This window comes from Thermodesulfovibrio sp. 1176 (assembly GCF_029946585.1).
Taxonomy (GTDB): Bacteria; Nitrospirota; Thermodesulfovibrionia; order Thermodesulfovibrionales; family Thermodesulfovibrionaceae; genus Thermodesulfovibrio.
Map to the genome: position 1 here is coordinate 457,078 of NZ_JARZRZ010000001.1, position 13,450 is coordinate 470,527.

General features: G+C 33.3%; 15 protein-coding genes. 8 read left to right on the forward strand and 7 right to left on the reverse strand.

Annotation, left to right across the window (positions count from 1 at the left end; genetic code table 11):
- Nucleotides 1–94: 94 nt before the first annotated feature.
- Nucleotides 95–646, forward strand: a complete 552-nt coding sequence (locus tag QI155_RS02470) for a hypothetical protein (protein ID WP_281321016.1) — start codon at nucleotides 95–97, stop codon at nucleotides 644–646.
- On the opposite strand, the gene QI155_RS02475 is transcribed toward QI155_RS02470, so the two are convergent.
- From QI155_RS02475 to QI155_RS02505, 7 genes are all read right to left on the reverse strand, one after another.
- Nucleotides 643–3,126 (reverse strand): carbamoyltransferase HypF, encoded by a 2,484-nt coding sequence (locus QI155_RS02475; RefSeq protein ID WP_281321017.1) that lies wholly within the window; start codon nucleotides 3,124–3,126, stop codon nucleotides 643–645. The two genes, QI155_RS02470 and QI155_RS02475, sit on opposite strands and share 4 nt — an antisense overlap.
- Nucleotides 3,127–3,130: 4 nt before the next feature.
- Nucleotides 3,131–3,763, reverse strand: a complete 633-nt coding sequence (locus tag QI155_RS02480; protein ID WP_254045481.1) for a ribonuclease HII — start codon at nucleotides 3,761–3,763, stop codon at nucleotides 3,131–3,133.
- A gap of 13 nt (nucleotides 3,764–3,776) precedes the next feature.
- The gene (gene rplS / locus QI155_RS02485) at nucleotides 3,777–4,130 is read right to left on the reverse strand and encodes a 50S ribosomal protein L19 (protein ID WP_068861253.1); all 354 of its coding nucleotides are present in this window, start codon (nucleotides 4,128–4,130) and stop codon (nucleotides 3,777–3,779) included.
- Nucleotides 4,111–4,881, reverse strand: a complete 771-nt coding sequence (gene trmD, locus QI155_RS02490; RefSeq protein WP_068861252.1) for a tRNA (guanosine(37)-N1)-methyltransferase TrmD — start codon at nucleotides 4,879–4,881, stop codon at nucleotides 4,111–4,113. Before trmD ends, rplS begins: the two co-directional genes overlap by 20 nt.
- A 51-nt stretch (nucleotides 4,882–4,932) precedes the next feature.
- A complete protein-coding gene (locus QI155_RS02495; RefSeq protein WP_028841925.1) occupies nucleotides 4,933–5,163 on the reverse strand; it encodes a KH domain-containing protein in 231 nt (76 codons plus the stop codon).
- Between the two features lie 52 nt (nucleotides 5,164–5,215).
- A complete protein-coding gene (gene rpsP, locus QI155_RS02500; RefSeq protein ID WP_143600801.1) occupies nucleotides 5,216–5,452 on the reverse strand; it encodes a 30S ribosomal protein S16 in 237 nt (78 codons plus the stop codon).
- A gap of 151 nt (nucleotides 5,453–5,603) precedes the next feature.
- Nucleotides 5,604–5,834 (reverse strand): hypothetical protein, encoded by a 231-nt coding sequence (locus tag QI155_RS02505; RefSeq protein WP_281321018.1) that lies wholly within the window; start codon nucleotides 5,832–5,834, stop codon nucleotides 5,604–5,606.
- Nucleotides 5,835–6,159: 325 nt separating this feature from the next.
- Between QI155_RS02505 and QI155_RS02510 the strand changes: the two genes are divergently transcribed.
- The 7 genes from QI155_RS02510 to QI155_RS02540 are packed head-to-tail and all read left to right on the forward strand — an operon-like array spanning nucleotide 6,160 to nucleotide 13,445.
- A complete protein-coding gene (locus QI155_RS02510) occupies nucleotides 6,160–6,930 on the forward strand; it encodes an MlaE family lipid ABC transporter permease subunit (RefSeq protein ID WP_068861251.1) in 771 nt (256 codons plus the stop codon).
- Nucleotides 6,927–7,682 (forward strand): ABC transporter ATP-binding protein, encoded by a 756-nt coding sequence (locus tag QI155_RS02515; RefSeq protein WP_068861250.1) that lies wholly within the window; start codon nucleotides 6,927–6,929, stop codon nucleotides 7,680–7,682. Before QI155_RS02510 ends, QI155_RS02515 begins: the two co-directional genes overlap by 4 nt.
- Nucleotides 7,663–8,106, forward strand: coding sequence for an outer membrane lipid asymmetry maintenance protein MlaD (gene mlaD, locus QI155_RS02520; protein ID WP_068861249.1), 444 nt, complete (start codon nucleotides 7,663–7,665; stop codon nucleotides 8,104–8,106). Before QI155_RS02515 ends, mlaD begins: the two co-directional genes overlap by 20 nt.
- A complete protein-coding gene (locus QI155_RS02525; protein ID WP_068861248.1) occupies nucleotides 8,087–9,451 on the forward strand; it encodes a TolC family protein in 1,365 nt (454 codons plus the stop codon). The genes mlaD and QI155_RS02525 overlap by 20 nt, the downstream gene beginning before the upstream one ends.
- Nucleotides 9,451–10,059 (forward strand): ABC transporter substrate-binding protein, encoded by a 609-nt coding sequence (locus QI155_RS02530; protein ID WP_068861247.1) that lies wholly within the window; start codon nucleotides 9,451–9,453, stop codon nucleotides 10,057–10,059. The genes QI155_RS02525 and QI155_RS02530 overlap by 1 nt, the downstream gene beginning before the upstream one ends.
- A 1-nt stretch (nucleotide 10,060) precedes the next feature.
- Nucleotides 10,061–10,621, forward strand: coding sequence for a response regulator (locus tag QI155_RS02535; RefSeq protein ID WP_068861246.1), 561 nt, complete (start codon nucleotides 10,061–10,063; stop codon nucleotides 10,619–10,621).
- The gene (locus tag QI155_RS02540; protein ID WP_068861245.1) at nucleotides 10,614–13,445 is read left to right on the forward strand and encodes a valine--tRNA ligase; all 2,832 of its coding nucleotides are present in this window, start codon (nucleotides 10,614–10,616) and stop codon (nucleotides 13,443–13,445) included. Before QI155_RS02535 ends, QI155_RS02540 begins: the two co-directional genes overlap by 8 nt.
- The last annotated feature ends 5 nt before the right edge of the window (nucleotides 13,446–13,450 follow it).

Here is a 13,450-nt window from a genome sequence, read left to right on the forward strand (position 1 = left end):
TAAAATTTCAATTAATTTCAATAATTTAAAGGAGCTAAAAAGTATAGGTGTCCGTTTTTTAAATACAGAGCGATGGTCAGGAAATGTTTTACTGATGGTAATTGATGCAGCTTTTACATCTGTGGGAGTAAATTATTTTCAGGTTGTTTTGCCTAAGGTTAGAGAGTTTGAAAAAGAATTTGTTAGAAATGGTAAAGTTACAGGACTTTCATCTTTTTGTCATTTTGACTATAAAAAAGCATTCTACATATGGAAAAATGAACGCTCCTGGCAGGTAGCAAAAGAGATTGCTCAATATCTGTCAACACTATCAAAGGATGATAAAAATTCACTTAGAATATGGGCAAAAAATGCATCTATTGATAAATGGGAAAATGATCCGATTGGAAAAATCAAAGGTGTAGGTTTAATTACATATCAATATCTGAGAATGATGGGAGGAGTGGATACAGTTATGCCAGACAAGATTGTAAAAAAAGTTATCAATAGAATTCTCATAGAGACTGGCGAGATGCCTGTAAATGATAATTTGAACTTTATTAAAACTGTTGAAAATATTGCCAAAATTAATGGTTTTCGTCCGATAGAAATATGCTTGATGACATGGTTTTTAGAAAATCCTGAAAGAATCTCAGAAATGCCTTAATTTTTAATTCTTTTTGCAACTATATATGCCTGTCCAAGAGATATACAGGCATCATTGCTTGGAAAATTAAGATGAATCAGGGGTTTTAATCCGATTTTTTTCAATACTTTAATGCTTTCCTTAATTAGGTAAGCATTCTGAAAGACTCCACCACTTAAGCCAACATGGTCAAATCCATATTTTTCTTTGAAATAAAGGCTTAGTTGCATTATTATTTTTATAATTGTGTTGTGAAATTTCCATGATACGGTGGCAACAGTTTTACCATTTAAAAAATCATCAATGATTTGCTTTATCATAGGAGTATAATCAACTGTTATTTGTTTTCTGTCATTCTGATCGGAGCGAAGAATCTCCTCCTTACTATAGTTCTCTATAAAATTAAAGTCATAACAAGCTTTTTCGGAAAACTCCGTTCCGCTATCTATTAAGCTTTCAAGAGCAATTGCTGCCTCTGCCTCAAAAGTATTGTAATGACAAACTCCGATAAGAGAGGAGACTCCATCAAAAAGTCTTCCAAGCCCCGATGAAAGAGGGCTAAACTGTTTCAACTTTTTCAGTCTAAGTATCTGTCTAATTTTTTCTTCAGATAGAACCTTTGTAAGAGGCAATTTTTTTATCAATTCTAAATCCTCACCAAAGGCATCGTCAATCAAAGAAAGTGTTATTCTTGAACATTCCTTAATGGCATTTTCTCCACCTGGTAAACTTATGGGTTTAAAATGGGCAAGTCTTTGAAAGTTCTGTATTGTGCAATATAAAAACTCACTTCCCCAGATGGTTCCATCTGTGCCGTATCCTGTTCCGTCAAAGGCTATTCCAAAGAGTTCTTCAAGCCCGTATTCAGCCATAATAGATGCAACATGACAGTAATGATGTTGTAGGGCAAAACTCTGCAGTCTCCTCTTTTGAGCATGCTCCTTTGCCCATTGAGTTGAATAATACAAAGGATGAAGGTCGTGTCCTAAAGCAATTGGTTCAATTCTGTAAACTGATTTTAGATTTTTTAAAACCTCTTCGTAAAACTGAAGGGTCTCCAAATTTTCCATATCTCCAATGTGTTGACTCATTATTGCATAGTTTGATTTTATTAAAGTGAAGGTATTTTTAAGGTCAGCACCAGCACCTAAAACCTCGGGTAATTCTTCTTTAAGGGAAATTGACTTTGGAACAAATCCTCTTGCTCTTCTAATAAAATAGATTTTTCCATTTAGTTCCCTTACAACTGAATCATCTATCCGCATGAATATTTCTCTGTTATGAAGCAAAAAGGCATCGGCAACATTGTAAAGTTTTTCCAGTACCTCTTCATTTTTGGTAATTATAGGTTCCTCTGAAATATTTCCGCTTGTCATCACAAGTGCTTCAAAATGAGCAGATGTTCGTTTTATGTCATTCTGGGGGAGCTTAAGCGACTGAAGAATCTCTACCTTTCCTATGTCATTCTGAGCATCAGCGAAGAATCTCCTCATTATTTTAAGGGATTCTTCAGAGCATTGAGACCCTCGGAATGACAAAAAGGTGTCCTCTGGATAATAAAATAACAAATAATGTAATGGCGTATAGGGAAGCATAAAGCCAAGATAAGAATTATTTGGTGCAAGCAAATCTGGAAGAAGACAATCTGTTCTTTTTCTAAGTAAAACAATAGGTCTCATCGGAGAAGTTAGGATTTTTTTTTCCTCTTCTGAAACAAAGCAAAATTTTTCTATTGATTCAATATCCGGTGACATCAGTGCAAAAGGTTTGTTACTTCTTTTCTTTCTTTTCCTTAAATTTTCAATACTTTCTGGATTTTTTGCATCACAGCATAGATGAAAGCCACCAAGCCCTCTAATTGCAAGAATTTTTCCTTCTTTGATAAATCTGATTGCCTCTTTAATTGGATTTTCAATTTCCTTTGCTCCTTCTTTAGTTTTCACAAGGAGACTTACCTGAGGACCACATACTGGGCATGCATTTGGTTGGGCATGAAATCTTCTGTTTGAAGGGTCTTTGTATTCTCTCATGCATTCTGGACACATCTTGAATACCGCCATTGTTGTGTTTGGTCTATCATAGGGAACTTTAGTCGTAATTGTATAACGGGGACCGCAATTTGTACAGTTTATGAAGGGATAGAGATATCTTCGGTCTGATGGATCAAAAAGTTCCATTAGACAATGAGCACAGATGGATACATCCTCAGAAACATGGGTAAATCCTGCATCATCAATACTTTCAATGATTTCAAAATCTTTGTAGTTATTTAAAGGAAGTTCTTTTGTCTCTATTGAGTATATTTTTGCAAGAGGAGGAGGCTCATTCTTGAGTTTTTCAATGAATTCTGATACTTTTTCTCCTTCTATTTCAATTGTTACACCCTTTGATGTATTTGTGACAAATCCAGTGAGATTAAGTTTTTTTGCAAGATTGTATACAAAGGGTCTGAAACCAACTCCCTGTACAACACCTTTAACTTGTATGTGAAGGCGTTTCATTAATTTAGAATAACACTAACTGTCTTACTGATGAAAAGCTCTTTCTGTGAATTGGCGAAGGACCGAATTTTTTTAATGCTGATAAATGCTCCTTTGTAGCATATCCTTTATGTTTATTAAAGCCATAATTAGAATATACTTTATGGTAATCACACATTATTCTGTCTCTTGTAACTTTAGCTATAATACTTGCTGCTGCAATTGAAGCACTTTTTTGATCTCCTTTGATTATATTTTTTTGAGGAATTTTTATATTTGGTAATTCCAAAGCATCTATTAAAAGTAATTCTACTTTCTTACCAAGCTTTTCAAAGGCTTGAATCATTGCAAGACGTGTTGCTTCAAGAATATTAATTCTGTCAATTAGATTTACATCAACAATTCCTATTCCAACAAAGGCATACTTGATTATTTCTTCAAAGAGGCTTTCCCTTTCTTCTGAAGATAATTCCTTAGAATCCCTAATTCCTTTAATAAAAACAGGCTCCTTGAAACTAACACAGGCTGCAACTACAGGACCTGCAAGACATCCTCTTCCTGCCTCATCTATTCCAGCAATGACACTATAACCTTCTTGTCTGAATTTATTATCAAAGGCAAAATACGAATCAACTGCTTTAGAATTATTCGAAATCAAAGGGTTCAGTCCTCTAATAATTTGTTTTTTCCTTAACCTTTGCCTCTTTACCCTTCTTTGTTCTTAAGTAATAAAGTTTTGCTCTTCTCACATCTCCTCTTCTTACTATCTCTATTTTGTCAATAATTGGGCTGTGAAGAGGAAATACTCTCTCAACTCCAACTCCAAAGGAAATTTTTCTTACTGTAAAGGTTTCTCTTAAGCCACAGCCTCTTCTTGCGATTACAATTCCCTCAAAAACTTGAATTCTTTCCTTATCACCCTCTTTAACTTTTACATGAACCTTTACAGTATCCCCGGGTCTAAAATTAGGAATATCAGATTTTTTAAATCTCTCTTCTATTGATTTAATGATTAACTGGTTCATTTTCTCCCTCCAGAATTTTTCTATTTATTTCAGAGCAAAGCTCCTTTAATATTCTCAGTTCATCATTAGATAAATTTTTTAGTAAATCAGGTCTTTGAATTAAAGTTTTTCTTATTGCTTCAGTTTTTCTCCATAGCTCAATTTTTTTATGATTTCCACTTAAAAGAACCTCTGGAACTTTCATCCCTTCGAATTCTTCAGGTCTTGTATATTGGGGATAATCTAAAAATCCTTTCATAAATGAATCCTCTTTTGCTGACAGCTCATCTCCTAATGCTTCAGGAATCAATCTTACAACACTTTCTATTATAACCAATGCTGCAAGCTCACCACCACTTAAAACATAATCACCAATTGAAATTTCATCATCTATAAATAACTTAACTCTCTCATCAATCCCTTCATATCTACCACAGATAAGAACTAATTCTTTTTGATTTTCATAAAAATCTTGAGCCACCTTCTGATTAAATCTTCTACCCTGTGGAGAAAGTAAAATAAACTTTTTGGGATTGCTATTACTTTTAAGATGTTTTATTGCATTATAAAAGGGCTCTATCTGCATAACCATTCCTGCTCCGCCACCATAAGCGTAATCATCTACTTTTCTGTGTTTATCTGATGTATAATCTCTCAAATTATATATTTTCACCTCTGCCAATCCTTTCTTTAATGCCTTACCAAGTACCCCGTACTTTAAATAACATTCAATTAACTCTGGAAATATAGTTAAAACATCAAATTTTTTCATAAAAGAAAAGGGCGTGTATGCACGCCCTTTATTGTCATTTCAATGATAGGACTATTCTAAAATCTCAAGGACACATCTTTTGCCAACTTTAGTACCTGCGGCACCTAAGATAGTCCTCATAGCCCTTGCAGTTTTTCCCTGTTTTCCAATCACTTTTCCAAGATCGCTTGGTGCAACTCTGAGTTCATAAACAGTAGTTTTCTCTCCCTCAATCTCTGTTACCTTAACCTCCTCTGGTTTGTCCACCAGTGACTTAGCCATTGTCTCAATCAGTGTCTTCATGCTCATGTTCTAACCTCCGTGCAAAAGAGTAGTAAATACCCAAATGGGTATGTTAAGCAGAAACTCGTTCAATTAATTTTTTTACCGTATCAGATGGCTGTGCGCCCTTTTCTAACCAGTATTTAACCCTATCCATTTTTAGGTTAATTTCTGGTGGTTCTGTTTTAGGATTATATATTCCTACAATCTCAATAAAAGGACCATTTCTACGAGCTTTTGCATCAGCAATGACAACTCTGTAAAAAGGCTTCTTTTTTGCTCCCAATCTCATTAATCTTATTCTAACCAATTTTACCCTCCAAAAGTTTTAATCCTATAACTATTAAATATATTACATTGTAGCTATTAAATTCAACTGTTTTTTAAACCCCTTAAATTGCCTTTTTAGTGGTGGTTTTATCTAAAATTTCTCACTTACTTACTTTTTATAATTCCATTTTTTACAAAGATAATGCCTGAAGTCCCTCTGAATTTCCCTGCCTTCTTAACCAATCTCCAACTGTAGATGGTGAAGGCATTTTTTCCATCCCAGTAAGTTTTCTTAATGCAGTATCATTGTTTATTTCTCTTAAATCCTCTATTGTTTTCCCTCCCCCTTTAAGCATAAGAAGTATTGGTTCAATGTAACAGTATGCAGGATAACCCAATCTTTGAGGGACAAAGTCCCTCAAACTCCCTAATTTTATTTAATTTAATTTTATGTAGATACAAAGGGACAAAGTCCCTTTGAAGAATTCAGAATAAAGAGCTAAACCTGACCTTGCTGTTATTTCATCTTTTGTGCGGGATAACTTGAAAGAAAGTATATTTTGTTTTATCATATTTATGAGCCTCCTTTTTTTGTGTGTTTTTTCACCATTTGGGTGATATTTTATATCACCCCTAAAACTAAAATCCACAAAAAGGAGGCTCACTTTTTTATATGCCTATCAGCAATTTTAGGGAAATACCACAGTATTGACAAAAAAATAACAAAAGGGATATCTTAAAACTTCAATGAGAGGTATTATCAGATATATAGGCAGAAAAACTATAGATTTATGGCTGTTTTTGGGTAAGATGTTTATATTTCTGATAGAGTCTTTATACCATATTTTCACTCCTCCATTTAAATTCAGAAATTTTCTAAGACAGGTAAGGTTTTTTGGTAATAAATCAATTATTGTAGTGATATTTACAGGTGGCTTTAGTGGAATGGTTTTGGCTCTGCAAGGATACTATGCACTTAATAAATTTGGTTCAGAAGCTTTACTTGGGCCTGTGGTTGCTCTTTCTCTTATAAGAGAGCTCGGACCTGTTCTTTGTGCTCTTATGGTTACAGGAAGAGCTGGCTCTGCATTGACAGCAGAAATTGGAATTATGAGAATTACTGAACAGATAGATGCTTTGACTGTAATGGCTGTAAATCCTATGAAATATGTTGTTGTTCCTAATATTCTTGCTGGTTTGTTAACTTTTCCTCTTTTGACAGCAATATTTGATGTTGTCGGAATATATGGTGGATATCTTGTTTCAGTGCATGCTCTTGGATTGTCTGAGGGAACATATTTTTCTCAGATGGAGCTTTATGTTGATATGGAAGATATAAGAATTGGTTTTTATAAATCTTTGAGTTTTGGACTTCTTGTTACATGGATATGCACATTTATGGGTTATAATTCAGGTTATGGAGCAAGAGGTGTAAGCAGAGCTACAACAAATGCTGTTGTTCTCTCCTCTGTTGTTATCCTAATCTGGGATTACATGCTTGGAGCCTTTCTTTTATGATAGAGATAAAAGACCTTCACAAGTCCTTTGGAAAACAACAGGTTTTAAAGGGAGTTAATTTGGTTATAAATGAAGGTGAGGTAACTGCTGTAATTGGAAGAAGCGGTGGAGGTAAATCTGTTCTTCTTAAACACATTGTTGGATTACTGAAGCCAGACAGAGGAAATATATTAATAAAAGGTAAAGATATAACAAAACTAAAAGGAAGCAAACTTGATGAAATAAGAGCAGAGATTGGAGTTGTTTTTCAAGGAGGTGCCCTTTTTGACTCAATGACTGTTTATGATAATGTTGCCTTTCCATTAACTGAAAAAACTAAATTAAATAAAAAAGAAATTTATGAAAAAGTTATGAAGGCATTAAGTGATGTAGGTCTTCAAGGGATGGAGTATAAATATCCAGCCGAATTAAGTGGAGGAATGCGTAAAAGAGTTGCTCTTGCAAGAGCATTAATAGCTCATCCCAAAATAATACTTTTTGACGAACCAACTACAGGACTTGACCCAATTTTAGTAAGGTCTATCCATAAATTAATAAGGGATACTCAAAAACTTTATGGATTCACCGGCTTAATAATAAGCCATGAAATTCCTGAAATTTTTGAAATTTCTGACAGAGTTGCTATGCTTCATGATGGAAAAATTGTCGCTGTTGGAACTCCAGAAGAAATTCAAAAAAGTGATAATATTATTGTAAAAAATTTTATAATGGGAATAGAAAATGGAGGGGATTATGAAAAGGGAAAATCTTGAAATAGCTGTTGGAATATTTGTTTTGATAGGAATTATTGCATTGGGATATCTTTCCTTTAAACTTGGTAAAATTGAATTTTTATCCGGAGGATATTATACTCTTTATGCAGAGTTTGACAAAGTTGGAGGTATTAAAAAAGGTTCTGTTGTTGAAATAGCAGGAGTTCCTGTTGGTTCTGTTGAAAAAGTAACAATTAATGAAAGATATCATGCTGTAGTTGAAATTAGAATACTTAATTCAATTAAGCTTCCTGAGGATTCAATTGCTTCAGTTAGAACAAAAGGATTAATTGGTGAAAAGTATATTCAGATTACACCTGGTGGGTCTGAGCAATATTTAGCTCAAGGCGGTAAAATTAGAGAAACGGAATCATCAATAGATATAGAGGAGGTATTGTCAAAATATGTATTCGGAAAAATTTAAAATTTTAATTGTTTTCATTGTAGTTTTATTTTCATCGGTTTGTTTTGCCGAAGACAAAGTAATTCTTGACCTGAAAGGATGCCTTGAAAGAGCAGTGAAATTCCATCCAGAACTTGGTGAATATAAACAGGATGTTGAAATTTATAAAGCAAAACTTGGTGAGGCTAATGCTGCAGTATATCCCCAGATTGAGCTTATGGCTTTGGGAGGTCCGTCTCCTGAAGCTCGTAAGGAATCAATATCTCCAGTGATAAAAACAGATGTAAAATCAACTTCTATTAACGGTATATTTGGTATGATTACAATGCAGATTTTACAGCCTCTTTATACCTTTGGAAAGATTTCAGGATATAAAACTGCAGCAGAGGCAGGTATAAAGGTTTCTGAGGCAGAGCTTGAAAAAAGGCGTTCAGAGGTCATTTTAAAAACAAAGGAGCTTTACTGGAGTCTTTCTATGATAAGAGAATTAAGAGTGCTTACCAATGAGATTAAAGAAGAACTTGAAAAAGTAATAAAGAAAACAAAGGAAGATTTAAAAAAAGACATACCCTCTGCTGATGAAATGACTCTTTATAAACTTAAAACATATCTTGGTGAAGTTAAAAGGAATCTAAATGAAATTGATAAAAATGAGGCAATAATAATTGAAGCAATAAAATTTATGACAGGACTCCCAAGAAATACCAATATTGAGATAATAACCCATCCTTTGAAATATGAGGAAGCATATATAAAACCTGATGAGTTAATTTCAAAAGCTCTTGTTTTAAGACCTGAAATTACGCAGATAAAAGAAGGGCTAAGAGCAAAACAGGCTTTGGTTGATGTTGAAAAGAGCAATCTTTATCCTCAGATATTTCTCCTTGTCAAAGGTACTCTTTCAGGTGCTACAAATAGAGATAGAATCCACAATCCCTATATTTCTGACCCTCTCAACGAATCAATGCTTGTTGCTGTAATTGGTTTGAAACTTAACATAGATTTCGGTATAACAAAAGGTAAGATAAGAGAAGCAGAGATTGAATATAAAAAAGTACTTGAAAAGAAAAAACTCGCAGAAAAGGGTATTCCTGTTCAGATCATGAAAGCTTACTATGAACTTCAGGAAGCAACAAAGTCTGCTCGGGATATGGATGAGGCTTATCAGAATGCAAAAAAATGGCTTGTAACTGCAGATGCTAATATTGATATGGGAATTGGAGAGACAAAGGATCTTGCAGATGCTGTCCTTGCTTATGCAACTACAAGAGTAAATCAACTGAAAGCTCTTTACAATCAAAAAATGGCAATTGCAAATTTACTTTATGCATCAGGACTTGATAAAGAGGAAAGGGAGGTTAAGTAATGAAAAAGATATTGATAATTTTATTGATTTTACTTTTTACTTCATCTATTGCTTTTTCTGCGATTTCACCTAAGGAACAGATTAAAAAAACAGTAGACAATGTAATAAGTATTCTCAAGGATCCTAAATACAAAGGTGAAAAAAAGTCTCAGCAAAGAAGAACTGCCTTGAGAAATGAAATTGGAAAAGTTTTTGACTTTGAAGAAATGGCGAAGCGTTCTTTAGGTATTTACTGGAGAGAGAGAACCCCGCAGGAGAAACAAGAGTTTACTGAATTATATAAAGACCTACTTGAAAGATCTTATAGCGGGAAAATCGAATCTTATACTGATGAGGAAATAATTTATACAGATGAAAGGATTGAAAATGGCAAATATGCTGAGGTAAAAACAAAAATAATTACAAAAGACAAAAAAGAAATTCCCATTGATTACAAACTTTATTTCAATGGAAAAGAATGGAAAGTTTATGATGTAGTTATTGAAGGAGTTAGTCTTGTTAGTAATTATCGTAGCCAGTTTAATAAAATAATTCGAAATCACTCTTATCAAGAATTAGTAAAAAGAATGAAGACAAAACAGGCAGAAGAATTATTAAGGGAGAAATAAAATGTACAGATTGGTAATAATTGAAAAAAGTAATTTAATTCGAAATTTTTTAAAAAATTCTTTTCTTTCTAATAATTTTTCAATTCATTCATTTGCTGAACCTGAGGAATTTCTAAAGAATTTTAACATAATTAAACCAGATTGTGTTTTTTTAGATGAAAACATTGCTGAAATGAATCCCATAACTTTTTGTGAAACTTTAAGAAATAAATACTCTCTCCTTTTACCAATTATTTTACTTGTTAATTTTCATTCTTCTATTGATTTGCAAAAACTGAAAAATTTAGGGGTGGATTTCTTAATAAAGCCTTTTGATAGTCAAGCATTGATTGAAAAAATAAAATTTCTGCTAAAAATTGATGATAAAACAGAAAAAACAGTGACAGTTGCTGAAGTGATTGCCCCAGAGGAGAAAAAAGTTATAGAAAAAGAAATAGTAAAAGAAGAAACACCAGAGGAAATATTTGAAAAAATTAAACCATATTTAAAAAATGAAATTAGAAATGAATTGAGAGACCTATTAAAACAATTTGAGGAGGTTTTAGAGAAAAAATATGTATAAACACGGAATTTCTATTACAGAAACATACAGTCCTCAAGGAATTGAGTCAAAACTTTATAATTTCTGGGAAGAAAAAAGTTTTTTCAAACCAGACCCTGACCCCCAGAAACCTCCATACTGTATTGTAATTCCTCCTCCAAATGTAACTGGAAGTCTTCATATGGGACATGCTTTAAATGCTACACTGCAGGATATTCTTATAAGATGGAAAAGAATGCTTGGATACAGTGCACTTTGGATTCCTGGTACTGATCACGCAGGAATTGCTACTCAAAATGTCGTAGAAAGACAGATAATGGCTGAAGGACATAACAGATATCAGCTTGGAAGAAGTAATTTTCTTCAGAGAGTCTGGCAGTGGAAAGAATCTTGTGGAGGTAAAATTATAGAACAACTTAAAAGAATTGGTGCATCCTGTGATTGGTCACGTCTTCGCTTTACAATGGATGAAGGACTTTCAAGGGCTGTAAAGGAAGTTTTTTTAAAACTCTTTGAAGAAGGATTAATATACAGAGACCTTAAACTGATAAACTGGTGTCCAAGATGTCATACAGCCCTTTCTGACCTTGAAGTTGAACATGAAGAAACTGAAGGAAAGCTCTACTATATAAAGTATCCATTAAAAGAAGATTCTACTCAGTTTATCACAGTAGCAACAACCCGTCCAGAGACAATGCTTGGTGATACAGCTGTTGCTGTTAATCCTGAAGATAAAAGATATAAAAATATGATTGGAAAAATTTTAATTCTTCCACTTATAAATAGAGAAATTCCTGTCATTGCTGACAGCGCAGTTGATATGGAATTCGGTACAGGTGCTGTAAAAGTTACTCCATCCCATGATTTCAACGATGCAGAGATAGCTCAAAGACATAATCTTCCTAATGTGTGCGTAATAGATGAAGAAGGGAAAATGACTGATGAGGCAGGGAAATACAGAGGCATGGACAGATATGAAGCAAGAAAAAGAATAATCGCAGATCTTGAAGAACTTGGACTTCTTGAAAAAACGGAAAAACATAAACATGCAGTTGGACATTGTTATAGATGTAAAACAGTAATTGAACCCTTTCAAACGGTTCAATGGTACGTGAAAATAAAACCTTTAGCAGAAGAAGCAGTAAAAGTAGTTCAGGAAGGTAGAATTCGTTTTATTCCTGAAGGATGGGTTAATAATTACTATGCCTGGATGCGTGATATAAAGGACTGGTGCATTTCAAGGCAACTTTGGTGGGGACACAGAATTCCTGTCTGGTATTGTGCAAAATGCAAAACAGAAAAAGGCATTGAACAGGGAGATTTGATAGAGATTTTATTTTATAAACCTATTACTCTTAACGGAAAAGAAATATGGGGTGGTACTTATAATGAACTAAGAAAGATAGGTATTACAAAAGAAGAAATTGAACAGAGAGCAAAAATAATTAAAATTCCGAAAGAAATCTTCCACTTTGCAAGCTATTATGAACCCACGAGCTGTCCAAAATGTGGAAATGAAGAAATAATTCAGGACCCCGATGTCTTAGATACCTGGTTTTCATCAGCACTCTGGCCCTTTTCAACTCTTGGATGGCCAGAAGAAACTGAAGATTTAAAAAGATTTTATCCTACCAATGTTTTAGTTACAGGTTTTGACATAATCTTTTTCTGGGTTGCCAGAATGATAATGATGGGAATGAAATTTATGAAAGAAGTTCCCTTCAGAGATGTTTACATTCATGCCCTTGTAAGAGATGCAAAGGGACAGAAAATGAGTAAATCAAAGGGAAATGTAATAGACCCTCTTGTTATGATTGAAAAATACGGAGCAGATGCCTTTAGGTTCACCCTTGCAGCCTTTGCAGCTCAGGGAAGAGATATTAAATTTTCAGAGGATAGAGTTGAAGGATACAGACATTTTGCTAATAAAATCTGGAATGCTATGAAATTTATGATGAATTTTTATAATTTAAGAACAAAGGGGGAAGTCACATTAGAAGAATTAAATCTATTTACAAATAAATGGATTTTATCTAAACTTTCAGATACTATTGAAGAGACTAATAAAGCCCTTGAGTCATACAGATTTAATGATGCCGCAGGAGCAATTTATCAATTCCTATGGCATGAATTTTGTGATTGGTATATAGAACTTTCAAAGGTTATTTTATACTCTGAAAGCGAAGATAAGGAAGAGACAGTAAATTGTCTTTTCTATGTTTTTGAAAATACTATTAAACTTTTACATCCCTTTATGCCTTATATAACAGAAGAAATTTGGCTTAACATATTAAAAAAAGAACATTCATTAATGATTTCTTCTTATCCAACAAAAGATTTGATATCAAGAGATGAAGAAGCCCTGGAAAAAATGGAATACATAATGCAAGCAATATCTGGAGTAAGAAGTATTCGTGGAGAATTAAACATATCTCCTTCATTAAATCTTGAAGTATTTATTAAACCACTATCAATTAATGCTGAAAAAGTTTTAAGTGAAGGGTATACATTTATTTTAAAACTTGCCAAAGCGAAAACATTAAAAATAAGTAAAGATATTGTCAGACAGAAAGGCTCTGCTGTATCAGTAAAAAGAGATTTTGAAATTTATATTCCAGTTAAAGAAATGATAGATATACAGCAGGAGAAAAAGAGGCTTTTAAAGGAACTTCAAAGAGCTGAAACAGAAATAAAATTTCTGAATAAAAAGTTAATGAATGAAGATTTTATAAAAAATGCACCAAAAGAAGTAGTTGAAAGGGATAAAGAAAAATATGAAGAGCTTTTGATTAAAAGTGATAAAATAAAAGAGAATCTTAAAGTTCTTGAAGAATTAAAAGATTAGGGGGA